General features: G+C 74.8%; 19 protein-coding genes, 1 tRNA gene and 1 pseudogene. 17 read left to right on the forward strand and 4 right to left on the reverse strand.

Annotated elements, in window-relative coordinates; translation table 11 throughout:
• Positions 1 to 144: 144 nt before the first annotated feature.
• Together ACH4TP_RS12355 and ACH4TP_RS12360 are read left to right on the forward strand one after the other, a co-directional pair.
• Entirely contained in the window at positions 145 to 747 is a 603-nt protein-coding gene (locus ACH4TP_RS12355) for a TetR/AcrR family transcriptional regulator (RefSeq protein ID WP_398187418.1), read from the forward strand.
• A 29-nt stretch (positions 748 to 776) separates the two neighbouring features.
• Positions 777 to 1,142, forward strand: a complete 366-nt coding sequence (locus ACH4TP_RS12360) for a DUF488 domain-containing protein (RefSeq protein WP_398187421.1) — start codon at positions 777 to 779, stop codon at positions 1,140 to 1,142.
• Here the strand turns inward: ACH4TP_RS12360 and ACH4TP_RS12365 are convergent.
• The gene (locus tag ACH4TP_RS12365; RefSeq protein WP_398437390.1) at positions 1,113 to 1,643 is read right to left on the reverse strand and encodes a DUF309 domain-containing protein; all 531 of its coding nucleotides are present in this window, start codon (positions 1,641 to 1,643) and stop codon (positions 1,113 to 1,115) included. The two genes, ACH4TP_RS12360 and ACH4TP_RS12365, sit on opposite strands and share 30 nt — an antisense overlap.
• A 197-nt stretch (positions 1,644 to 1,840) precedes the next feature.
• Here ACH4TP_RS12365 and ACH4TP_RS12370 point away from each other — a divergent pair.
• The 5 genes and pseudogenes from ACH4TP_RS12370 (at position 1,841) to ACH4TP_RS12390 (ending at position 8,131) form a co-directional block, all read left to right on the forward strand.
• Positions 1,841 to 4,527 (forward strand): annotated as a pseudogene (locus tag ACH4TP_RS12370) (ATP-binding protein).
• 53 nt (positions 4,528 to 4,580) lie between these two features.
• Positions 4,581 to 4,654 (forward strand) — tRNA-Pro (locus ACH4TP_RS12375).
• A gap of 176 nt (positions 4,655 to 4,830) precedes the next feature.
• Complete coding sequence (locus ACH4TP_RS12380) at positions 4,831 to 5,277, forward strand: hypothetical protein (RefSeq protein ID WP_398437392.1); 447 nt, start codon at positions 4,831 to 4,833, stop codon at positions 5,275 to 5,277.
• Positions 5,278 to 5,353: 76 nt separating this feature from the next.
• Positions 5,354 to 6,970 carry a multicopper oxidase family protein gene (locus ACH4TP_RS12385; RefSeq protein WP_398437394.1) on the forward strand — a complete coding sequence of 539 codons (1,617 nt, stop codon included), beginning with the start codon at positions 5,354 to 5,356 and terminating at the stop codon, positions 6,968 to 6,970.
• Between the two features lie 99 nt (positions 6,971 to 7,069).
• Positions 7,070 to 8,131 (forward strand): NAD-dependent epimerase/dehydratase family protein, encoded by a 1,062-nt coding sequence (locus ACH4TP_RS12390; RefSeq protein ID WP_398437396.1) that lies wholly within the window; start codon positions 7,070 to 7,072, stop codon positions 8,129 to 8,131.
• 45 nt (positions 8,132 to 8,176) lie between these two features.
• Here the strand turns inward: ACH4TP_RS12390 and ACH4TP_RS12395 are convergent, their stop codons facing one another.
• Together ACH4TP_RS12395 and ACH4TP_RS12400 are read right to left on the reverse strand one after the other, a co-directional pair.
• Entirely contained in the window at positions 8,177 to 9,295 is a 1,119-nt protein-coding gene (locus ACH4TP_RS12395; protein ID WP_389231125.1) for a sensor histidine kinase, read from the reverse strand.
• Complete coding sequence (locus tag ACH4TP_RS12400; RefSeq protein WP_398437398.1) at positions 9,292 to 10,092, reverse strand: response regulator transcription factor; 801 nt, start codon at positions 10,090 to 10,092, stop codon at positions 9,292 to 9,294. Before ACH4TP_RS12400 ends, ACH4TP_RS12395 begins: the two co-directional genes overlap by 4 nt.
• Before the next feature lie 125 nt (positions 10,093 to 10,217).
• Here ACH4TP_RS12400 and ACH4TP_RS12405 point away from each other — a divergent pair, with 125 nt between their 5' ends.
• The 9 genes from ACH4TP_RS12405 (at position 10,218) to ACH4TP_RS12445 (ending at position 19,394) form a co-directional block, all read left to right on the forward strand.
• The gene (locus ACH4TP_RS12405) at positions 10,218 to 10,922 is read left to right on the forward strand and encodes a glycosyltransferase family 2 protein (RefSeq protein WP_398437400.1); all 705 of its coding nucleotides are present in this window, start codon (positions 10,218 to 10,220) and stop codon (positions 10,920 to 10,922) included.
• Positions 10,919 to 11,557 carry a DUF2064 domain-containing protein gene (locus ACH4TP_RS12410; protein ID WP_398187444.1) on the forward strand — a complete coding sequence of 213 codons (639 nt, stop codon included), beginning with the start codon at positions 10,919 to 10,921 and terminating at the stop codon, positions 11,555 to 11,557. The genes ACH4TP_RS12405 and ACH4TP_RS12410 overlap by 4 nt, the downstream gene beginning before the upstream one ends.
• The gene (locus ACH4TP_RS12415) at positions 11,554 to 12,351 is read left to right on the forward strand and encodes a class I SAM-dependent methyltransferase (RefSeq protein ID WP_398437402.1); all 798 of its coding nucleotides are present in this window, start codon (positions 11,554 to 11,556) and stop codon (positions 12,349 to 12,351) included. Before ACH4TP_RS12410 ends, ACH4TP_RS12415 begins: the two co-directional genes overlap by 4 nt.
• Positions 12,351 to 13,847, forward strand: a complete 1,497-nt coding sequence (locus tag ACH4TP_RS12420; RefSeq protein WP_398437404.1) for a glycosyltransferase 87 family protein — start codon at positions 12,351 to 12,353, stop codon at positions 13,845 to 13,847. The genes ACH4TP_RS12415 and ACH4TP_RS12420 overlap by 1 nt, the downstream gene beginning before the upstream one ends.
• Positions 13,844 to 15,268 carry a molybdopterin-dependent oxidoreductase gene (locus ACH4TP_RS12425; RefSeq protein ID WP_398187453.1) on the forward strand — a complete coding sequence of 475 codons (1,425 nt, stop codon included), beginning with the start codon at positions 13,844 to 13,846 and terminating at the stop codon, positions 15,266 to 15,268. The genes ACH4TP_RS12420 and ACH4TP_RS12425 overlap by 4 nt, the downstream gene beginning before the upstream one ends.
• On the forward strand, positions 15,265 to 15,819 hold the full coding sequence (locus ACH4TP_RS12430) for a hypothetical protein (RefSeq protein ID WP_398187456.1): 555 nt from the start codon (positions 15,265 to 15,267) through the stop codon (positions 15,817 to 15,819). Before ACH4TP_RS12425 ends, ACH4TP_RS12430 begins: the two co-directional genes overlap by 4 nt.
• Positions 15,809 to 16,600: a PQQ-binding-like beta-propeller repeat protein gene (locus tag ACH4TP_RS12435; RefSeq protein WP_398437407.1), complete on the forward strand. Its 792-nt coding sequence runs from the start codon at positions 15,809 to 15,811 to the stop codon at positions 16,598 to 16,600. The genes ACH4TP_RS12430 and ACH4TP_RS12435 overlap by 11 nt, the downstream gene beginning before the upstream one ends.
• 89 nt (positions 16,601 to 16,689) lie before the next feature.
• Positions 16,690 to 19,119: a WD40/YVTN/BNR-like repeat-containing protein gene (locus ACH4TP_RS12440; RefSeq protein WP_398437409.1), complete on the forward strand. Its 2,430-nt coding sequence runs from the start codon at positions 16,690 to 16,692 to the stop codon at positions 19,117 to 19,119.
• A 35-nt stretch (positions 19,120 to 19,154) separates the two neighbouring features.
• Positions 19,155 to 19,394, forward strand: coding sequence for an ABC transporter permease (locus ACH4TP_RS12445; protein WP_398437411.1), 240 nt, complete (start codon positions 19,155 to 19,157; stop codon positions 19,392 to 19,394).
• A gap of 14 nt (positions 19,395 to 19,408) precedes the next feature.
• Here ACH4TP_RS12445 and ACH4TP_RS12450 read toward each other — a convergent pair whose 3' ends face one another.
• Entirely contained in the window at positions 19,409 to 19,795 is a 387-nt protein-coding gene (locus ACH4TP_RS12450) for a cytochrome P450 (RefSeq protein WP_398437841.1), read from the reverse strand.
• 259 nt (positions 19,796 to 20,054) lie between these two features.
• On the opposite strand from ACH4TP_RS12450, the gene ACH4TP_RS12455 reads away from it, so the two are divergent.
• Positions 20,055 to 21,302, forward strand: a complete 1,248-nt coding sequence (locus ACH4TP_RS12455; RefSeq protein WP_398437413.1) for a sensor histidine kinase — start codon at positions 20,055 to 20,057, stop codon at positions 21,300 to 21,302.
• Positions 21,303 to 21,422: the final 120 nt, after the last annotated feature.

A 21,422-nucleotide genomic window follows, 5' to 3' on the forward strand; every position in this document is an offset into this window, starting at 1 on the left:
CCCTCTAATCCGTCAAATCGGCAACAAACGGAGTGAGCCTAGATCCGATTTCATCGAGACGCAAGCGTCTCGATACGTTTGCGTCTCGATTGCGCACCCCCTACCCTCGTATGAGCAGAGATGGATGGGTTCCGGGAGGCATCGATGTCCACGCAGGCCGCGACTGCTGCAGCCCGTCGCAGCAAGATCACGCCGGAGCGCGAGACGGAGCTCTACGACGCCGTGCTCTGCCTCCTGCGCGAGGGCGGCTACGACACGGTGACCATGGAGGGCGTCGCCGCCCGCACCAAGTGCGGCAAGGCCACGCTCTACCGGCAGTGGGGCACCAAGGCCCAGCTCGTGACCGCCGCCCTCGCCCGGCGCCGCTGCGTCGTCTTCGCCGGCATCGACACCGGCACCCTCGCCGGCGACCTGCGCGAGGCCGCCCGGGTCGCCGCCTCCCGGCGCGAGCGGGACGCCGAGCTCATGGAGGCCGTCGCCCAGGCCTACATCCAGCACCCCGACCTGCGCGCCGCCCTCCGCGAGACCGTCATCGCCCCCGAGGTCGCGGCCCTCGAAGCCGTCGTCGCGCGGGCGGTCGAGCGCGGCGAGGTCGACGCCGACAACCCGGCGATCGGATTCGTCGCCCCCTGCTTCATGGGCGTGCTCCGCGTCGAGCGGCTCTTCGAGGAGCGGTTCGCGGACGCCTCGACCATGCGCGCCTTCGTCGACGCCGTCCTCCTCCCGGCACTGCGCGTCGAGGGGTGAGTCCCGGCTCCGTCCGGCACCCTGGGGCCATGCCCGCGAGCACCCCCGCCGTCCGCGTCCGCCGCGTCTACGAGGACCCGTCACCCGACGACGGGGTCCGCGTCCTCGTCGACCGGCTCTGGCCGCGCGGCCTCGGCAAGGCGGACGCCCGCGTCGACGAGTGGCCCAAGGCGCTCACCCCGTCCACCGAACTCCGCCGCTGGTACCACGGCCCCGACGGCGAGTACGAGGAGTTCCGCCGCCGCTACGAGGCCGAACTCGACGCCCCGGAGGCCGCCGCGGCACTCGACCGGCTCCGCGACCTCGCCGCCCGCGGGACCATCACCCTCCTGACGGCCGCGAAGGACCCGGCCGTCAGCCACACCTCAGTCCTGCGGCGCGTCCTGGAGGCGTAGCCGGGGCGCCTCCGCGGCGGCGTCCACCCCGACCGGGCCCCCGCCCTCCGTGCGGTCGGCCAACTCCCGCGCCCAGGCCACCAGTCCGCCGACGTCGATCCCGTACGCCCCCGGGACGGGCCGCCCGCCCGCCAGGCGGTCGGCACCCCGGCGCAGCAGCCGGGCCCCGCCCGCCGCGTTGCCGCGGGCCGCATGCGTCAGGCCGACGGCCAGCTGGGCGAGCCCCTGCCACAGGTCCCGCTCCGCCTCCGGGCCGGACTTCCAGGCGTCCTCGAAGACCTCGTGCGCGTGGAAGGGCATCCCGGCGTCCAGGAGCCGCTGCGCCTCGCGCACGGTCTCCCCGGGCCCGCGCACGACCCCCTCGGGCTGCCGGGGCACCCCCTCCGCCCCGTACGGCAGCGGACGGCCGAGCCCGTCGCGCGGCCGGGCGCTGCGGGCACGCCCCGCCGGGTCGCGATCCCTGCCGCGCCCGCCCTCGTGGTCACCCGTTGTCCGGTTCACCCGTCCATTGTCGCCCCCTGGGCGATCACGACCGCTAGGCTCGTCCGTCCGGGGCTGTTCCGGTCCGTGCGGGTGGTGCCGGGAGCGTCATGCCAACAGTACGTGTGGGGAGTGAGTGACCGGTGCCGACGGATCCCGAACAGTCGTCGCCCACAACGCCGTTCACGCCGGGTGCCCTCGGCGCCGGGCGGAGCGGCCTGCTCGAACGCGGCTCGGAGCTCGCCGCGGCCGCCCACGCCGTCGACGAACTCGTCGCGGGAGCCGCGGCGGGCGGCCCCGCGCGCGGCGGCATACTCGTCTACCGGGGCGAGCCGGGCATAGGCAAGACCGCACTCCTCGCCGAGGTGCACCGCATCGCCCGGGACCGGTGCACCGTCCTCACCGCGCGGGGCGGCGAGACCCTGACCTCCGTCCCCTTCCACCTCACCCGTCAGCTGCTCCAGCCCGCCCTGGACGGCTTCGAGGCCCACGAGGTGCGGCAGCTCTTCGGCGACCACTTCGACCTGCTCGCCCCGGCCCTCGGCATCGCCCCGCCGTCCTCGGACACGCCCGCCGACCCGCAGGGTGTCCTGCTCGGCCTCGCCCGGCTCCTGGACCGCCTCGCGGAGCGGCTGAAGGACCGGCCACCGGTGCTCCTCGTGGACGACGTCCACTGGGCCGACGCCGAATCCCTGGCCTGGCTCGACACCTTCGCCCGGACCCGGCGCGGCCACCGGCTGCCGGTCCTCCTCGTCCTCGCCCACCGCCCGTTCGTACGGGAACCGCAGGGCCCCGGCGGGCCCGCGACGCTCGCCGCGCTGGCGAACCGGGCCGTCCTCACCCTCGGTCTGAACGCCCTCACCTCCACGGCCACCGCCGAACTCGCCCGGGACGTGCTCGGCAGCCACGCGGACGAGCCGTTCTGCCACGAGCTGTGGACGGTGACCTCCGGAAACCCGTACGAGACCGTCGAGTTGCTCAACCAGGCCCGCGACCGGATGCTCGAACCCGTCGCGGGCTCCGTGGGCCTCCTCCGCGACCTCAGCGCGGGCGCCCGGGGCGGCGGACTCGTCGCCCGCCTGGAGGAACTGGGCAGCGGCCCGACCCGCGTCGCCTGGGCGACGGCGGTCCTCGGCCCCGACAGCACCCCGGAACTCCTCGCCGCCGTCACCGGCATGCGCCCCCAGCAGGTCGCCGAGGACACCGAACGCCTCCGGGCCGCCGGGATCGTGACCGCCCCGCCCGGGACCGGGCGGGGCGGACTCGCCCTCGTGCCCGTCCCGCCGCTGGAGTTCACCCACCCGCTCATCGCCACCGCCGTGTACGGCTCCGTGCCCTCGGGCCTGCGGACCGCCATGCACGGACGCGCCGCCTGGGCCCTCACCCAGGCGGGCCACGGACCGGCCGCCGTCTCCCGCCACCTCCTCGAAGTCCACCCCGACGACGACCAGGACGTCGTGAGCGGACTGCGCGCCGCCGCCGTCGAACACCTCGCCGTCGGAGCCCCCGACGCGGCCCGCCGCTGCCTGGAGCGGGCCCTCGCCGAACCGCCCGGCCCCGACACGTACGCCAGGGTCCTGTACGAGCTCGGCTGCGCCTCCCTGCTCACCGCGCCCGCCGCCACCGTCCGCCACCTGCGCTCCGCACTCGACCTCCCCGGCCTCGACGACGAACTGCGCATCGACGCGACCTACCGGCTCGTCCAGGCCCTCGCCCACAACAACCAGCTCCAGGAGGCCGCGCGGGCCGCCGCCGTCGAGTACGCCCGCACCCCGCCCGGCACCGGCCGACGGCGGCTCCAGGCCGCACACTTCATCTACGAGGGGTTCCAGGCCTCCGAGGTGGACGGCCCGGACCGCTCCCGCCGCCTCGCCGAGCTCACCGCCGGCCTCACCGGCGCCGACAACTCCGAGCGGGCCCTCATCACCGTCCGCAGCTTCGACGCGACCATGCGCGGCGAACCCGCCTCCGAGGTCGTACGGCTCTGCGACCTCTCCCTCGTCGACGGCGCACCCGCCCGGGGCCTCGGCTGGACCGACCCCGTCTGGGGCTTCGAGATCCCGGCCTTCACCGGCATCGCGTACGCCTTCTCGGACCGTCCCGACCGGGCCGAGGCCCTCTTCACCGAGGCGGTCCGCGCCTTCGAGATCTCCGGCTGGAGCGGCGCCCACCTCGCCTTCGGCCACACCCTCCTGGGCCTGGTCCACCGGCGCCGCGGCAGCCTGCTCCGCGCCCAGCACCACCTGGAGAAGGGGCTCCGCCTCGCCGACCAGGTCGGCAACGGGCTGCCCGTCCACTGGGACACCGCCTGCCTCCTCGTCGACACCCTCGTCGCCCGGGGCCGTACCGCCGAGGCGCGCGCCGTCGCCGACCGGTACTCCTTCGGACCGCCCTGGCCCGGCGCGATCGTGCTCCCCGACGGCCCCAGCGCCCTCGGCCGGCTGCTGCTCGCCGAAGGCCGCGTCGAGGAGGCCGTGGCCACCCTGGAGGGCGCCGCCGAGGCCCTCACCGTCCGCGGCCGCCACCACATCGTCTGGGCCCCTGGCCGCTCGACCTCGCCCGCGCCCTCGCGCCCACCGACCCGGACCGCGCGGCCCGGATCGCCCGCGAGGCCCACACCCACGCGGAACGCCTCGGCACCCACACCGCCCTCGGCGAAGCCCTCCGCTGCCTCGCCCTCTTCGCCGACCCGCCCGAGGCCCGCCGCCTCCTCGAACGGGCCGTCGAGCACCTCGCCGCCTCGCCCTCCCGCTACGAGGAGGCCCTCGCCCGCCTCGACCTCGCCCACGCCACCGACTCCGCCGAGGCCTTCGCCGAAGCCATCGCCCTGGCCACCACCTGCGGCGCCGACCTCCTCACCTCGGACGCGGTGACGGCCCGTGCGTCATTCCACCCTCCGGAGTGAGGTAATGTTTTCCCTGCACGGCGACGCGGGAGAAACACCGCGGAGACGAGCACCGGGACGTGGCGCAGCTTGGTAGCGCACTTGACTGGGGGTCAAGGGGTCGCAGGTTCAAATCCTGTCGTCCCGACTCGAAAGAGTCGCAGATCAGGGGCCGTTTCAGAGCAATCTGAAACGGCCCCTGACTCGTTTCCGGCACCACGCGTGCGCGCCGTCCCGCGGGAGAGAGGGGTGGCGCGCCCTCAGTTCGAGCCCCCGCGGGACGAGTTCCCCGTTCGGCATACCCCCTCTCCGTATGATGGACGGGTGGAATCCGAGGTGAAGAGGCGCCCGAGGGCGGCGACGTGGTGGGGCCGGTTCGTGCTCGCCACCGCGCTGCTCGTCGGGATCGTGCTCATGCACGCCCTCGGCCACCCCGGCGAGCATGCGGACGCCGCGCACGTCCCCGGCGGGCGGACGGCCGTCGCGCACGTCTCCGGTGGGCACATGGCCGCCGCGAGGGAGCACGTGGCCGCCGACGCGGACCACGCGAGGGCCCCGGCTCCCGCGCACGGGGCCGGTGTCGGGGCCGTGTGTCTGGCGGTGCTCGGCGCGGGGGTCGGGATCCTGCTGGCGGTCCGCGGTGCGCTCGTGCACCGACGTCGGCGAACCGCCGCGCCGTGGGCGACGCGGCTCGCCCACGCCCTCCGCGCGATCCCGCCGCCCGGGTCGCCCGGGTCTCTCCTGACACGCCTCTCGTCGTTGCGCGTATAGGCGGACCGACCGCTCCACGCCCGGAGCGGACCGCCGCCATGTCCACGCGACGACCACGCCAAGAGGTTCCACAGCCATGTCCCGACCCACCCGTCGTACCGTCCTCGGTGCCGGCCTCGCCGCCGCCGGCACCGGCCTGCTCACCGCCTGCTCCGGTTCCACGAGCGGCATGGACCACTCCTCCGGCGGGGCCGGCACGTCGCCGGCCGCCGACTACATCGGCCCCGGCAGCAAGGAGGTCGGCGCGGCCGAAGCCCTCCGCGGGCCCGGACCGGACCGCAGGTTCAAGCTCACCGCCGTCGAGACCCCGCTCGACCTCGGCGGCGGACGCACGGTCCGCTCCTGGGCGTACGGGGACGAGCTCCCCGGCAAGGAGGTGCGGGTCACCGCCGGCGACACCCTCGCCCTCACCCTCGCCAACAACCTTCCCGTCGCCACCAGCGTCCACTGGCACGGGCTCGCGCTGCGCAACGACATGGACGGAGTCCCCGGTCTCACCCAGCGCGACATCAGGCCCGGCGGTTCCTTCGAGTACCGCTTCACCGTCTCCCACCCCGGTACGTACTGGTTCCACCCGCACTCCGGAGTGCAGCAGGACCGAGGCCTGTACGCCCCGCTCGTCGTCGAGGACCCCAAGGAGCCCCTGGCGTACGACAAGGAGTGGGTGATCGTCCTCGACGACTGGGTCGACGGCGTCGACGGCTCCACCCCCGACGCGGTGCTCGCCGAGCTGAGCAGGGGCATGGGCGGCATGGCGGGCATGGACCACGGGGGCTCCGGATCCGGGTCCGGGAGCATGGAGGGGCACGACATGTCGAACATGTCGATGACCGCGAGGAAGTCGCCGTCCCCGAAGCCGGCCGGGCCCTCCCGGATGCTCATGGGAGCCGGCAGCGACCTGCTCGGCGGTGACGCCGGAGACGTCGGGTACCCGCACTACCTGATCAACGGCCGCACGCCCGACGAGCCGCAGACCTTCGCCGCGAAGCCCGGCGACCGGATCAGGCTCCGGATCATCAACGCCGGCGGCGACACCGCCTTCCGGGTCGCCCTCGGCGGCCACCGGTTGACCGTCACGCACACCGACGGCTTCCCCGTCGAGCACACGCGGGCCGACGCGCTGCTGCTCGGCATGGGCGAGCGCCTCGACGCGCTCGTCACCGTCGGGAACGGAACGTTCCCGCTGACCGCGCTCGCCGAGGGCAAGGCCCGTACCGCCCTCGCCGTCCTGCGGACCGGCGGCGGCGCCGCGCCCACCGCCTCCGTACGCCCGAGGGAGCTCGACGGGAAGGTGGTCCACGGAGGCCTGCTGAAGGCGGCCGAGTCCGTACGGCTCGACTCGGGGCGACCGGACCGGACGATCGAGTTCCGCCTGACCGGCTCGATGACGAAGTACGACTGGGCCCTCAACGGCAAGAAGTACGACCCCGCCCAGCGCCACCCCGTCCGCTCGGGCGAGCGCGTACGGCTGTCCTTCGTGAACGACACGACCATGTGGCACCCCGTGCACCTGCACGGCCACACCTACGCGCTCGCCGACGGCGGCGCACGCAAGGACACCTCGATCGTGCTGCCGGGCAAGAAGCTCGACGTCGACTTCGACGCCGACAACCCCGGTCTGTGGATGGTCCACTGCCACAACGTGTACCACGCCGAATCCGGGATGATGGCGGTCCTCGGCTACCTGAAGTAGGGCGACGGTCCGGCCCGGGCCGGGGCCGTCCATGACGGAAGTCTTACGGACCGGTGCGGGAACGGCGCTCGCCGGGCCGGGTTCCGTAGCGTGCGGGGCATGCGAGTACTCGTCACAGGAGGAGCCGGGTTCATCGGCTCGCAGGTGGTGGCCGCGCTGACGGCCGGGGGACACGCGCCGGTGGTGTTCGACGCGTTGCTGCCGGCGGCCCATCCCGACGCGCCCGAGGTGCCGGACGCCGAGTTCGTCCGCGGGGACGTCAGGGACGCGGAGGCGGTGCGCGGTGCGCTGCGGGGGGTGGACGCCGTCTGTCACCAGGCCGCGATGGTGGGGCTGGGGAAGGACTTCGCGGACGCGCCGGAGTACGTCGCCTGCAACGACCTGGGGACGGCGGTGCTGCTGGCCGGCATGGCCGAGGCCCGGGTGCGCCGGTTCGTGCAGGCGGGGTCGATGGTGGTGTACGGGGAGGGGCACTACGAGTGCGGTGAGCACGGGGTGGTGCGGCCGGGCCCGCGGACGGTGGCGGAGCTGGAGGCCGGCCGGTTCGAGCCGCGCTGTCCGCGCTGCGGGGTCGCGCTCGTGCCCGGCCTCGTGGGGGAGGACGCCCCGGCCGATCCGCGGAACGTCTACGCGACGACGAAGCTGGCGCAGGAGCACCTGGCCGCCGCCTGGGCGCGGTCCGTCGGGGGCACGGCCGTGTCGCTGCGCTACCACAACGTGTACGGGCCGGGGATGCCGCGCGACACCCCGTACGCGGGCGTGGCCTCGTTCTTCCGGTCCTCGCTGGCCAGGGGCGAGGCGCCCCGGGTGTTCGAGGACGGCGCGCAGCGGCGGGACTTCGTCCACGTACGCGATGTCGCCGGGGCCAACGCGGCCGTGCTGGCGGGCGTGGAGACGCTGCCGCCGGGCGGCCACAGGGCGTACAACGTGGGCAGCGGCGAACCGCACACCGTCGGGGAGATGGCCGCCGCCCTCGCGGCGGAGCACGGCGGCCCGGATCCCGTGGTGACGGGGGAGTTCCGGCTCGGCGACGTCCGGCACATCACCGCGGACTCGTCCCGGCTGCGGCGCGAGCTGGGCTGGCGTCCCGAGGTCGGTTTCGCCGAGGGGATGGCCGAGTTCGCCCGCGCCGGACAGCGGGCCTCGGCCGGGATGGGGTAGCCGGCCGAGGAGCCGATCCGGTAGCCGACCGCGTACCGGTGCCGGTCAGGCGTCCGTGACCGCGAGCGGCAGGGTCACTTCGAAACGGCAGCCGCCGGGCACGTTGTCCACGCGGGCCCGTCCCGCGTGGGCCTCGACGATGCCCCGTACGATCGCGAGACCGAGGCCCGCGCCGGAGGGAGGCGTGCGGGCGGGGTTGCCGCGCCAGCCGGTGTCGAAGACCTTCGGCAGGTCCTCCTCGGGGATGCCGCCGCAGCCGTCGGTGACGGAGAGGACGGCGGTGTCCTCGCGCCGGTCGACGCGTACGGCGACGGTGCCGTCGGCGGGGGTGTGGCGGATGGCGTTGACGAGGAGGTTGGCCAGGACGCGGGTCATCTCCTTGCCGTCCACCTCGACCGGCACGTGGACGACGCCGTCGCCGCGCAGCCGCACCCCGCGCTCGCGGGCCAGCGGGTCCGCGCCGAGCAGGGCGTCGGCCGCCAGGTCCTGGAGGGAGAGGCGGCAGGGGGTCAGTTCGAGGGCGCCGGCGTGGATGCGGGAGAGCTCGAAGAGGTCGCCGACCATGGCGTCGAGGCGTTCGACCTCGGTGCGGATCCGCCGGTGGTAGCGGGCCGGGTCGGCGGCCACGCCGTCCTCCAGGGCCTCGGCCATGGCCCGCAGCCCGGCGAGCGGGGTGCGCAGGTCGTGGGAGATCCAGGCGACGAGCTCGCGCCGGGAGGCCTCCAGGGCCCGCTCGCGCTCCCGGGAGGCGGCGAGCCGGGCGCTGGTGGCGGCGAGTTCGCGGGTGACGGCGGCCAGCTCCGCGGTGGGCCGGGCGGACGGCGCGGCGAAGCTGCCGCCCTCGCCGAAGTCCCGGGCCGCGCGGACGAGGTCGCGGCCGCGGGCCACGACCCACCGTCCGAGCGCGAGCGCGGTGGCGAGCGAGACCACGGCGGCCATCGCGGCCACCAGCGTGACGACGGTCAGGTCGTGCGGGGACAGGAACATCGCCCAGGCGACGGCGAGCGTGCCGGCCAGCATCGCGGTGACGGTGACCGCGGCGACGACGGTCAGGGAGACCGCGACCGACCGGTGCCGCAGCAGACGCAGCGCCACCGCCCCGAGCACGCCGGCGCAGGCCGCACCGCCCAGGGCGAAGGCCGCGATCAGCAGGACGTCCTTCATCCGATGCCCTCCGATCCCGCCGGTCCCGTCAGTTCCTCCGGTCCCTCGGATTCCTCCGGTCCCTCGGATTCCTCCGGTCCCCCCGGTCCCGTCGGTTCGAAGCGGTAGCCGACGCCCCAGACGGTCTGGATGAGGCGGGGAGCGGCCGGGTCGTCCTCGATCTTGGCGCGCAGGCGGCGCACGTGGACGGTGACGGTCGACAGGTCACCGAAGTCCCAGCCCCACACGTCCCGCATCAGCTCCTCGCGGCCGTGGGCCCGGCCGGGGTGGGCGAGGAAGTGCGCCAGGAGGTCGAACTCCCGCAGGGTGAGGGTGAGTTCCCGGCCGTTCCTGGTGGCCCGGCGGGTCTCGGGGTACACGCTGATCCCGGCCGCGCGCAGCACCGCGGGAGTGGCGGCGGCCGGGTGCGCGATGCGGCTGCGCCGCAGTACGGACTCGACGCGGAGGACCAGCTCGCGCGGGCTGAAGGGCTTGGTGACGTAGTCGTCCGCACCCAGTTCGAGGCCCGCGATCCGGTCCTCCTCGGCCCCGCGCGCCGTCAGCATGACCACCGGGACGGGGCGTTCGGCGCGCAGCCTGCGGCACACCTCCAGACCGTCGATGCCGGGCAGCATCAGATCGAGGACGACGAGGTCGGGCTCGTACCGGGCGGCGGATTCGAGAGCGGAGGGCCCGTCGGCGGCGTGCTCGACGCCGTGGCCGGCCCGGCGGAGGTAACCGGTGACGACCTCGGCGACGGTCGGGTCGTCGTCGACGACGAGGAGCCGGGCGGGCGGCGTGGGCGGGGGCGTGCTCATGGCGGCAAGCCTCGCACCACCCGGCCCCCGCCGTCCGCACCCGTACGGCCCCATCCGGCCGACGTCCGCGTTTCGTAAGGAGTCGATGTCCGCTATGTCCGGCGGGAGTTCCTACGGTGGCAGTCGTGACCGAACACACCGTGGACGTCGTCCTTCCCTGTCTGAACGAGGCCGAGGCCCTGCCCTGGGTCCTCGCCCGCGTCCCCGCCGGCTGGCGGGCCCTGGTCGTGGACAACGGGTCCACCGACGGGTCCGCCGAGCTCGCCCGCTCCCTCGGGGCCACCGTCGTGGCCGAGTCCCGGCGCGGCTTCGGGGCCGCGTGCCACGCCGGGGCGATGGCCTCCGACGCCGAGTACGTCTGCTTCAGCGACTGCGACGCCTCCCTCGACCCCGGCCTGCTGACCGGCTTCGTCCGCGCCGTCGCGGCCGGGGAGGCCGACCTGGTGCTGGGACGGCGCCGGCCGCAGGGCCGGGGCGCCTGGCCGGTGCACGCCCGCGCCGGGAACGCCGCGCTGTCCCGGATGCTGCGCCGCCGCACCGGGCTGCGGCTGCACGACCTCGGCCCCCTGCGGGCGATGCGCCGGGAGGCGCTGCTGGGCCTGGAGCTGACCGACCGGCGGTCCGGCTACCCGCTGCAGATGGTCGTCCGGGCCGCGGACGCGGGCTGGCGGGTGCGGGAGGAGGACGTGCCGTACCGGCCGAGGACCGGGAAGTCCAAGGTCACCGGCACCTGGCGGGGCACCTGGCACGCGGTCCGCGACATGCGTGCCGTGCTCGCGGAGCCCTCGTACGCTCCCGCCCCCGCCCCCGCTCCCGGGGGTGCGCGGTGACCAGCCTGCTCGTGATCGCCAAGGAACCAGTCCCCGGCCGGGTCAAGACCCGGCTCTGCCCGCCCTTCACGCCCGGGGAGGCGGCGGCCCTGGCCGAGGCCGCCCTCGCCGACACCCTGGCCGCCGCGGCGGCCACCCCCGCCGACCGGCACGTCCTGGTCCTGGACGGAGCCCCGGGCCCGTGGCTGCCCGCCGGTTTCGAGGTCGTGCCCCAGTCCGGCGGCGGCCTCGACGAGCGGCTCGCGGCCGCGTTCGCCGGCTGTACCGGGCCCGCGCTGCTGATCGGCATGGACACCCCGCAGGTCACCCCGGAACTCCTCACGCCCGCGCTCGCCCTCGACGCGTACGACGCCTGGTTCGGCCCCGCGGCGGACGGCGGTTTCTGGGCCCTGGGCCTGGCGGAGCCGGACCCGGCCCTGCTGCTCGGCGTCCCCATGTCCGTACCCGGGACCGGATCCGCGCAGTACGGGCGGCTGCGCGCGGCCGGGCTCCGCACGGCGCTGCTGCCCCCGCTGCGGGACGTGGACACCGCGGCCGACGCGGCCGAGGTCGCCGCGCTGGCGCCGGCCGGGCGGTTCGCGAGGCGCCACCGGGAACTCGCCGCGGGCCTGCCGGACCTCCCGGTGGCACGATGACCGCCACGGCTTCCCCGGCTTCCGCAGCCTCCGCGAGCTCCACGGCCTCCACGATCGGCACGGCCTCCACGGACCTCACGACCGCCACGGCCTCCGCGAGCCCCCGGTCGTGCGGCGCGTCCTCCCCGGCGTGGCGGGCGGACCCCTACGCCGTGGCCCTGCGCACCGGCCGGGGCCCCCTCTTCCTGCACCGGACGGACGGCTGGCTGCTGCCCCTGGACGTCCAGCGCTGGTGCGCCGGCACCGACGCCGCGGACGAGAGCGTCCTGGCCCGCTGCCACGGGGCCGTGCTCGACATCGGCTGCGGCCCCGGCCGGCTCGTCGCGGCACTCGCCGAACGCGGCCGGCGCGCCCTCGGCATCGACGTGGCGCCGGCCGCCGTGTCCCAGACGGTGCGCCGCGGCGGAACGGCCTTGTGCCGCTCCGTGTTCGACCCCCTGCCCGGCGAACACCGCTGGGACACCGCCCTGCTGATGGACGGCAACATCGGCATCGGAGGCGACCCCGCCGCCCTCCTGGAGCGGACCTCGGGCCTGCTGGCCCCCGGCGGGCGGCTGCTCGCCGAGGCCGCGTCCGTCGAGGTGGACGAGCGGTATGAGGTACGCCTCGACGACGGCCGCGGCACCTTCGGCCCCGCCTTCCCGTGGGCCCGGGTCGGCCACGGGGCGCTGCTGCGCCACGCCGAGGCCACCGGCTGGCGGGCCGTCCGCAGCTGGTCGGTGACCGGCCGGCACTTCACCGAACTCGTCCCCGTCGCACCGCGCCGCGCAGCCTCCGCCGGAACCGCGCCGTGATGCGCCGGGCGACCGCCTCCCAGGGCCGGGCGACCGCCTCCCAGCGCCGGGCGATCGCCTCCCGGGCCCGGCCGACCGCCTCCCCGGCCCGGGCGACCGCCGTCACCGCCGTCCTCCTGTCCGCACTGGTCGCCGCCCTCGTCCTCACCGTCCGCGAGGGCGGCCACGGCACGGACCCGGCGGGCCTGCTCCCGTGGTACGCCGCGTGCTGGGCCCTGTTCGCGGCCGCGGCCCGGTCCCTGCGCCGCGTGCCCGTACGGCGGACCGCCGCCCTCGTCCTGGTCGGCGGGATCGCCGTCGCCGCCACCGGGCTCGTCGCCGCGCCCCGCACCAGTACCGACGCGTACCGCTACGCCTGGGACGGCCGCGTGCAGGCGGCGGGCATCTCCCCCTACGACCACGCCCCGGCCGACGCCGCCCTCGCGCCGTACCGCGACGGCTGGCTGTTCCCCACCGGGCCCGCGTGCGGCGGTCCGGGCCTCGCGCGCGTCTCCGAGGGCGTCTGCACCCGGATCAACCGCCCCCTGGTCCACACGATCTACCCCCCGGCCGGCGAGCTGTACTTCCTCCTCGTCCACGCCGTCTCGCCGGAAGGCGTCCGCCACAAGGCCCTCCAGACGGGCGGCGCCGTCCTCTCCGCGGCCACCACGCTGGTCCTGCTGCGGATCCTCCGCCGAGACGGGGACCCCCGCACCGCCGCCTTCTGGGCCTGGTGCCCCGCCGTCCCCGTCGAAGCCGTCAACAACGCCCACGTCGACGTCCTCGCCGTCCTGCTGTCCGTCACGGCCCTGGGTCTGACGATCCGCCACCGGGCCGGGGGCGGCGCCCTGCTCGGCCTGGCCGTCGCGGTCAAACTCCTGCCGGCCGTCCTGCTCCCCGGCGCCCTCTCCGGCGTGCGCCGCGCCCGCGACGCGGCGGCCGTCCTGCTCCCCGCCGCCGCGGTCCTCGCGGCCCTCTACGTGCCGTACGTCCTGCTCTCCCGCTCCTCAGTCCTCGGCTACCTCGGCGGCTACGCCGACGAGGAGGGCTACCAGGACGCCTCCGCCGGAAACCGCTACGCCCTCCTGCGGCTGCTGCTCCCCGACGCCTGGGCCCTGCCCGCCGTGCTCGTCGGCGCGCTCGCCGTCAGCCTGTACGTGATCCGGCGCGGCGACCCCCGGCGGCCGTGGAGCGGCGCCCTCCTGGTCACCGGGACCGCGTTCCTCCTGACGACACCCGGCTACTCCTGGTACGCCCTCCTCCTGATCGCCCTGGTGGCGCTCGACGGCCGCTGGGAGTGGCTGGGCGTCGCCGTCGCGGGCGCGGCCGCCTATCTGACCGGCCGTACGTGGGCCGACGCCGGCACGGTCCTGTACGCCGTCGCCGCCCTGGCCGTCCTGTGCGGCCGGGTCGCCCGAAGACGTCCCGGCCCGCCGTCCCCACGGAAGGCCACGTCCTGCTCGGCGGGGGAGTCCCGGCGAGCCCTGGAAAGCGGAACCCGCGGAGAGTCCCCATGAACGCGAACGACGGCGGGACACCCGCCCCCCACGACGGCCCGGCACGTAGTACGGGAACGGGCCCCGAAGACGACGTCGGCGGCCCGGCACGTAGTACGGAAACGGGCCCCGAAGACGGCGGCGGCCCGACCCGGCTCGCCCGTCTGCGGTCCGCGCCGGCCTCCGGGTGGGCGGACGGACCGCCGCGCGGCCCGTCCCGGCCGGAGTTCTGGCGCAGCCCGCTGCGAGGCCCCTGGCTGACCGCGGTCTTCGGGATCGTCCTGCTCTTCGGCATCACGGTCCTGTTCGTCACGGGCCTGCTGTCGTACACGGCGTACGACCCGGACCTTTCCGCGGTCAACGACCAGACCCCGGACAAGGGGTGGCTGGGCTTCCACCTCTTCTCCTGGCCGACCTCCCCGTACTGGCTCTACCGGGTCACCCAGGGCGTACACGTCACGCTCGGCGTCGTCCTCGTGCCCGTGCTCCTGGCGAAGCTGTGGTCGGTGATCCCGAAGCTCTTCGCCTGGCCGCCGGTGCGCTCGGCGGCCCAGGCCGTCGAGCGGCTCTCCCTGCTCCTGCTGGTGGGAGGCGCGGGCTTCGAGTTCGCCACCGGCATCCTCAACGTGCAGCTCCACTACATCTTCCCGGGCTCCTTCTACACCCTCCACCTCTACGGGGCCTGGGTGTTCATCGGCGCCTTCACGGTCCACGTGGCCCTCCGGCTGAGGCGGACCCTGCGGGCCCTGCGCGCCGGTCCGCGCCCACCGGCCCCGGACAGCGAGGAGGCGGCCGGCCTGGTGTCGCCCCGTCCCGCCGCGCCCACGATCTCCCGGCGGGGCGCACTGGGCATGGTCGGTCTCGGTTCGCTGGCGCTGTTCCTGGTGACCGCGGGGCAGAGCGTGGGCGGCCGGTTGCGGGAGACGGCGCTGCTCGCCCCGCACGGCCAGGAGCCGGGCTCCGGCCCGAACGGTTTCCAGATCAACAAGACGGCCGCCTCCGTCGGCATCCGGCCCAGTGACCTCGGCCCCGCGTGGCGGCTGACCGTACGGGGCGCGGGCCGCCAGATCGACCTCACCTACGACCGGCTGCTGGCCCTGCCGCAGAACGAGGCGCTGCTGCCCATCGCCTGCGTGGAGGGCTGGTCGACCCCCGACCAGCTGTGGAGCGGGGTCCGCCTCACCGACCTGGCCGCGCTCGTCGGCCTGGGCGCGCACACCCCGCGGGTCCTGGTCGAATCCCTGCAGCGGGGCGGCTCGTTCAGCTCGGTCGTCCTCAGCGGCGCACAGGCCCGGGACCCCCGCTCGCTGCTGGCCGTACGGGTCAACGGCGCCGCCCTCTCCCACGACCACGGCTACCCGGCCCGGACGATCGTTCCCGGCGCCCCCGGGGTCCACAACACCAAATGGGTCACCCGCCTCACCTTCGGGGAACCGGCATGACGCTCTCCACGCACGCGGTCACCACGGCCTTCCGGCGCCGCTACGGCGCCTCGCCGCTCCACCTGCTCCTCGTCCTCGCCTCCTTCGCCCTGGCCTGCTACGCCGGTCTGCGCCTCCTCCGGGGGGACCCCCTCGGCGTGGCCCTGTGGTTCGTCGGGGCCGCGCTCCTGCACGACCTCGTCCTCCTGCCCCTGTACGCGGTCACCGACCTCGCCGTCCAACGGGTCCTGGGGAAACGCCGGGCGAAGGGAGAAGGAGGGCCCCGGACCGGGGTCAACCACATCCGGGTCCCGGCCTTCGTCTCCGGCGTGCTGCTGCTCGTGTACTGGCCGCTGATCTTCCGTCAGGTCGGGCACTACACGAGCACCACCGGCCTGCCCGCCGGCGTCTTCCTGGAACGGTGGCTGCTCATCACCGCCTGCCTCTTCGCCGTCTCCGCGGCCGTCCTCGCCGTACGGCTCCGGAACGGCGGCAGGGGCGCCGGACGGTCAGGGCACGGCGGGCCCGCCCCGGTTGCCGCCCCCGGGGAGGCCGGAGAGAATGGTGAATGAGCTCCGCATCGCGACCGGGGCGTGTCCGCAGCAGCTGTCCCACCCCACCAGAAGACCGGTGATCGGGGGCCGGATGCCCAGGATCCCCCGCGGTGTGGCCGACGCGTCCGCCGGACGGGCCGTCGTCCACGACCGCCAGGGCACCCTCATCGCGCTGGATCTGAAGACCGGCGCGGTGCTGTGGCGTCGTGGCCGCGCACTCCGCCCCTGCGCGATCGTGGCCGGAAACGTGGTGGCGCTCCACGTCGGTGTCTCACCCGTGCTCGAAGTCGAACTGCTCGACGCGGGCGAGGGGACGGAACTCTGGACGTCGCCCGCTCTGGCACTGCCGGAGTGGGCTCGTCCGGCACTGCAGGACTCGCCCGAGTTCACCGTGAGCACCACGGGGGAGCGGGATCCGCTCGTGATCCGGTGGACCGCCCGGGCCCTGTACCGGGGCGGCGCCCCACCGGGACCCGATGTGGCGGGGAGTCAGCCCCGTGAGGCGCACGGCGCCCTGCGGGTCGGCGTGGCGGCTCCGTCGGTGGAGCCGCTGACCGGGACGGCGGCCGAGACGGAGACGGAGGCGGAGACCGTGCCGCCGCCGCACCCGCCCCTCGCCGCCGACGTACTGGACTACGGGCAGGTCGGCGACCTCCGGGTGGAGCTCACCGTGCGCCCCGGCTCCGGCGGCGAGGACGCCGTCGTCCTGCGGGCGGTGGACGCGCGTACCGCCTCGAAGGTCTGGGAGGTGGTGCTCGACGAGACGGCCGAGACCCGCCCCCGCAGGCTCCGCCCGTGACCCTCCGCCGTACCCCCTCCGCCCGCCACCATCCGAACGACCCGCCACCATCCGAACGCACAGGATTGCCTCGTACTCAGAGGTGCATCATGACCCTCTCGGACGAACAGCTCGCCCAGGCCAAGGACATCAGCGTCGAGCAGGTGCGCCTGCTCCGCCGGAGCCGGGGCGCCACGAACGAGACACTCGACGGCCTTCCCGTCACGGCGGTGCGCCGGGCACTGCGCCGCCTCGACTACCCCGACCTGCCCAACGCGCGGGTGCTGTTCCGGTACGAACAGGAACGCGGCGACGACGGTACGGTGCCGCCGCAGGCCCAGGGCGCGGCGCGTGCCCGGATGCGCTCCCTGGTGCGGAGCACCTCCCCGGCCGCCCAGACGGCCGGCGTGCCGACCGGGCACCACCGCGGCGCGCGGGCGGGCCGGCCGGCGCCGACGGCGGGGATGACGCTCACCCAGTGGGAGTGGCTCGGACCCGGGAACATCGGCGGCCGGACCCGGGGCATCGTGGTCGACCCGGGCCATCCGAACAAGATGTGGGTCGCGAGCGCGGGCGGCGGCGTGTGGATCACCCGCAACGGCGGCGCGAAGTGGGACCCCGTGGACGACTTCCTCGGCAACCTCGCCTGCGGATGCCTGGCGATGGACCCCTCGAACCCGTCGACGATCTACGTGGGCACCGGCGAGGGCTTCTCGAACGTCGACGCCCTCCGTGGCAACGGCATCTTCCGCACCACCGACGCCACCACCTGGGCGCCCCTGCCGGCGACGCAGACCGCGGACTTCCGGGGCGTGACCCGGATCGCGGTCTCCTCCTCGGGCGCCGTGGTCCTCGCGGCCACCGGCACCGGACTGTTCCGCAGCTCCGACCCGGCACGGGCGACCTGGACGCAGGTCCTGGGCGTCCCGCTCGGCCAGGTGCTGTTCGACCCGGCCGACGACAACCGGGCGGTCGCCGGGGCGCTCAACGCGGGCGAGGCCTGGGTGAGCGCCGACGGCGGCCTCACCTGGCAGGCCGCGACGCACGGCCCGTGGTCGGGCCGGGTCGAACTCGCCTACGCGGTGAAGGACCCGACGGTCGTCTACGCCTCGGTGCAGGCGCAGACCGGCCGCATCTGGCGGTCCACCGACGGCGGCAGCACGTACAAGATCAGGAAGACGCAGGACCCGAGCGGCCAGGTGGCCCACTACCTGGGCGACCAGGGCTGGTACAGCAACGCGATCTGGGCCGGGGACCCCACGGACGCGAACCTGATCGTCACCGGCGGCGTCAACCTGTGGCGCAGTACGGACGGCGGCGACCACCTGGCCGAGATCAGCACCTGGTGGGACCCGGCCTCGGCCCATGCCGACCAGCACGCCATCGTCTCGCACCCCTCCTACGACGGGGCGCACCACAGGACGGTGCTCTTCGGCAACGACGGCGGGGTGTTCAAGGCGGCGGACCTCGCGGTGGTGGGGACGGAGCCGAAGGCGCCGTTCGTCGACGGCTGGACCGAGCTGGACAACAACTACGGCGTCACGCAGTTCTACGCCGGAGCCGGCAGCACCGCCAGCGGAAAGGTCATCGGCGGTGCGCAGGACAACGGCACGCTCGTCTTCGACCCCGCGACCGGCACCGAGGGGTGGAGGGAGTTCCAGGGCGGTGACGGCGGCTGGTGCGCCTGCGACCCGACCGACCCCGCCGTCCTCTACGGCGAGTACGTCTTCCTGAACATCCACCGCAACGACGACGGCGGCGCCACCGACGATCCGGACCGCTACATCAGCGGCCAGTTCTGGAACCCCGCGATCCCCGGCTGGGACTGGAAGCCGCTGCCGTACCGGATCCCCGACGCCAAGAACCACCAGGCGCTGTTCATCGCGCCCTTCGTCATGGACCCGAACGCCCCGCAGCGGCTCCTCGCCGGCGGGCTCTCGCTGTGGCGGACGAACGACGCGAAGGCGCGGAACACCCCGACCTCAGGCCCCAGCTGGCAGTCGATCAAACCCAGCGCGGGATCCCTGATCAGCGCGCTCGCCGTGGCCCCGGCCGACTCCGACGTGGTCTGGGTGGGCCACCGCAACGGCATGCTCTTCCACACCACCGACGGCACGGCGGTGACACCGACCTGGGACCGGGTCGGGGTGATCGGCCCGAATCCGCTGCGTCCCCAGCGGTACTGCACGAGCATCACCGCCCACCCGACGGACGTGAAGACCGCGTACGTCGCCTTCGGCGGCTTCGAGCCCGGCAACCTGTGGGTGACGACCGACGGCGGCGTGCGGTGGACCGACCTCTCGCCCACCCTCCCCGCCGCTCCCGTACGGGCGCTCGCCGTGCACCCGCGGCGCCACACGTTCCTGTACAGCGGCACCGAGGTCGGCCTGTTCGCGAGCGAGGACGCCGGGACGACCTGGTCGCCGACGAACGAGGGCCCGACCAACTGCTCGGTCGACGACCTGTTCTGGATGGACGAGACCCTGGTCTGCGTGACCCACGGGCGCGGCATGTTCCGGATCGACCTGTCCTCGGTCTGAAGCTCCGACGGTCTCCGACGGTGAAGGTGAGCACGATGATGCGCAACGTACGCCTGCGGGGCTGGATCGAGGCGGTCGCGGCCTCCCTCAGCGGACTGCTGTTCCTCCTGACCCTGATCTGGCCCGACTGGATCGAGAAGGTCTTCGAGATCGACCCCGACCAGCACAGCGGAGCCCTGGAATGGGTGATCGTCGGGGTCGCCCTCTGCGCCACGATCGCGTTCTCGCTGCTCGCGCGTGCCGAATACCGCAGGGCACGTGCCCTGCGGACCTGAGACGGGCCGCACGGTCAGGCGAAGCGCACGGGCAGCCGGTCGAGGCAGATGTGCCGGCCGTTCCCGAAGTGGCGGGTCGGGGTTCCGGTGAGGGTGGACTCCGGGTGCCGGAGGGGTTCGCGCAGCACCTGGGCGAACTCGGCCCGGGCCAGGTGGGCGCCCAGGCAGAAGTGGATGCCGTGGCCGAAGGAGAGGTGCCGGTTGCCGCCGCGGTCCGGGCGGAAGGCGTCGGGGCCGGGGAAGACCTCCGGGTCGCGGTCGGCCGCGCCGGTCGGCAGCACCACCCTGGCGCCGGCCGGGATCCCGGTGCCGCTCAGGACGACCGGGCGGGTGGTGACGCGGGTGCCGTGGTCGACGGGCGTCCACAGCCGCAGCGCCTCCTCCACGGCGGCCGGGACCAGGCCGGGGTCCCGTCCGCCACGATCCGGGCCGCCAGGGCCAGGGCGTCGGTGTTTTCCGGTCTCCCCGCCTTGGCGCTTTTGTGTTTACGTATTCGAGTATCACGAATGATGGGGCCAATGCTCCGGCTGTAGGTCTTGATCACGACTGCTGGAGGGCCTGGCGTCGGCAGTGGCTGCTCCATGGCTGGTACCAGGTTCACCATGGGATCGGGTGCAGGCTCCATGGCACCGCCCTCCTGAGGTGCCCTAGCGTCGTGCCATGACGATTCCAGCCGGACTGAGGCGCGCGGTCCTCCGGGCGCGGCGGGACACCGGCTTTCTCGCCGCTGGTGTGCTGCCGCACCTGGCGCTGGTGCCCGTGTGGGCCTGGGCGGCGACGACCACCGCCAGGACGGGGAACCGGCTCCTCACGGTTTCCGTGTCGGCCGCCCTGGTCCTGCTCGGCAGCCCGGTGCTGACGGCCGTTCAGCGGGCTCGCCACCGGGTGCTCATCGGTGTGGACGTCCCCCGGCTCACCCCCGCCGCGCCGGAGCGACGGACGTGGGCCTCGACCGCCCGGTGGCTCGCGGCGACGCGGCCCTGGCGCAAGATCGGCTACCACCTCCTGCTGGGCCCGCTGCTCGCGCTGCTGGAGCTGCTGGTGCTCGCGATGGCGGCGGCGGGCCTGGCGGGCGGCATCGCCTGCGCCTGGTCATGGGCGCTGCCGACCGGAATCCGCCAGGACTGGTTCGGCTACCTGACCGGGCTGCCGGCTTGCACGGCGGCCGGTCTCCTCCTCCTGTGCGCCCTGCCCTGGACCGCGCGGACGGTGGCCAGGGCCGAGGCGCGGCTGGCGTCGGGCCTGCTCGGGCCCAGCCGGGCGCAGCGGCTCCAGGAGCGGGTCGACCAACTGGCCGTGAGCCGGGCCGACCTGATCGAGGCCGTCGACGCGGAGCGCCGCCGGATCGAGCGCGACCTGCACGACGGCACCCAGCAGCGGTTGGTGTCCCTCGCGGTCAACCTGGGTCTGGCCATGGCCGCCCGCCCGGACCTGCCGAGTGATGCCCGCGAGGTGATCGCGAGAGCGCACCTGGAGGCGAAGGAGGCGATCGACGAACTCAACGACCTGGTGCGGGGACTGCACCCGGCCGTGCTCGAAGACCGGGGTCTGGACGCGGCGTTGTCCGGGCTGGCTGCCCGCACACCCCTGCCGGTGCGGCTGCGGGTCGATCTGGAGGAGCGGGTGGCGCCCCACGTGGAGTCGGTCGCGTACTTCGTGGTCTCCGAGGCGCTGACCAACGCGACGAAGCACGCCGACGCGACGCGCGTGGAGGTGATGGTCCGTCAGGTAGGCGAGGTGCTCCGCGTGCGCGTCACCGACGACGGGCTGGGCGGTGCCGACGCCGCCGCCGGCACGGGACTGACCGGGCTGGCCAAGCGGGTCGGCTCCCTCGACGGGTCCTTCCACGTCAGCAGCCCCGTCGGCGGGCCCACCGCCATCACCGCGGAACTGCCGTGCGCGCGGTGATCGCCGGGAGCGCCGTGGCGAAGCGCGTCGACAACGCCTTCGCCGAGCTCGACCTGCCCGTGGTCGACGCGGACCACCGCCGCGTCCTGGCCGTGCTGCGGTTCCTCGGACGGCGACGCC

This window comes from Streptomyces sp. NPDC021012, assembly GCF_044333355.1.
In the GTDB taxonomy this organism is placed as follows: domain Bacteria; phylum Actinomycetota; class Actinomycetes; order Streptomycetales; family Streptomycetaceae; genus Streptomyces.

Excerpts from the sequence above, each read along its gene's own strand:
- ACH4TP_RS12395 (WP_389231125.1), bottom strand. The coding sequence starts at position 9,295 with ATGAAGGACGTCCTGCTGATCGCGGCCTTCGCCCTGGGCGGTGCGGCC.
- ACH4TP_RS12390 (WP_398437396.1), top strand. The coding sequence starts at position 7,070 with ATGCGAGTACTCGTCACAGGAGGAGCCGGGTTCATCGGCTCGCAGGTG.
- ACH4TP_RS12420 (WP_398437404.1), top strand. The coding sequence starts at position 12,351 with ATGCGCCGGGCGACCGCCTCCCAGGGCCGGGCGACCGCCTCCCAGCGC.
- ACH4TP_RS12445 (WP_398437411.1), top strand. The coding sequence starts at position 19,155 with ATGATGCGCAACGTACGCCTGCGGGGCTGGATCGAGGCGGTCGCGGCC.
- ACH4TP_RS12385 (WP_398437394.1), top strand. The coding sequence starts at position 5,354 with ATGTCCCGACCCACCCGTCGTACCGTCCTCGGTGCCGGCCTCGCCGCC.
- ACH4TP_RS12425 (WP_398187453.1), top strand. The coding sequence starts at position 13,844 with ATGAACGCGAACGACGGCGGGACACCCGCCCCCCACGACGGCCCGGCA.
- ACH4TP_RS12440 (WP_398437409.1), top strand. The coding sequence starts at position 16,690 with ATGACCCTCTCGGACGAACAGCTCGCCCAGGCCAAGGACATCAGCGTC.
- ACH4TP_RS12400 (WP_398437398.1), bottom strand. The coding sequence starts at position 10,092 with ATGAGCACGCCCCCGCCCACGCCGCCCGCCCGGCTCCTCGTCGTCGAC.
- ACH4TP_RS12360 (WP_398187421.1), top strand. The coding sequence starts at position 777 with ATGCCCGCGAGCACCCCCGCCGTCCGCGTCCGCCGCGTCTACGAGGAC.
- ACH4TP_RS12455 (WP_398437413.1), top strand. The coding sequence starts at position 20,055 with ATGACGATTCCAGCCGGACTGAGGCGCGCGGTCCTCCGGGCGCGGCGG.
- ACH4TP_RS12435 (WP_398437407.1), top strand. The coding sequence starts at position 15,809 with ATGGTGAATGAGCTCCGCATCGCGACCGGGGCGTGTCCGCAGCAGCTG.
- ACH4TP_RS12355 (WP_398187418.1), top strand. The coding sequence starts at position 145 with ATGTCCACGCAGGCCGCGACTGCTGCAGCCCGTCGCAGCAAGATCACG.
- ACH4TP_RS12415 (WP_398437402.1), top strand. The coding sequence starts at position 11,554 with ATGACCGCCACGGCTTCCCCGGCTTCCGCAGCCTCCGCGAGCTCCACG.
- ACH4TP_RS12430 (WP_398187456.1), top strand. The coding sequence starts at position 15,265 with ATGACGCTCTCCACGCACGCGGTCACCACGGCCTTCCGGCGCCGCTAC.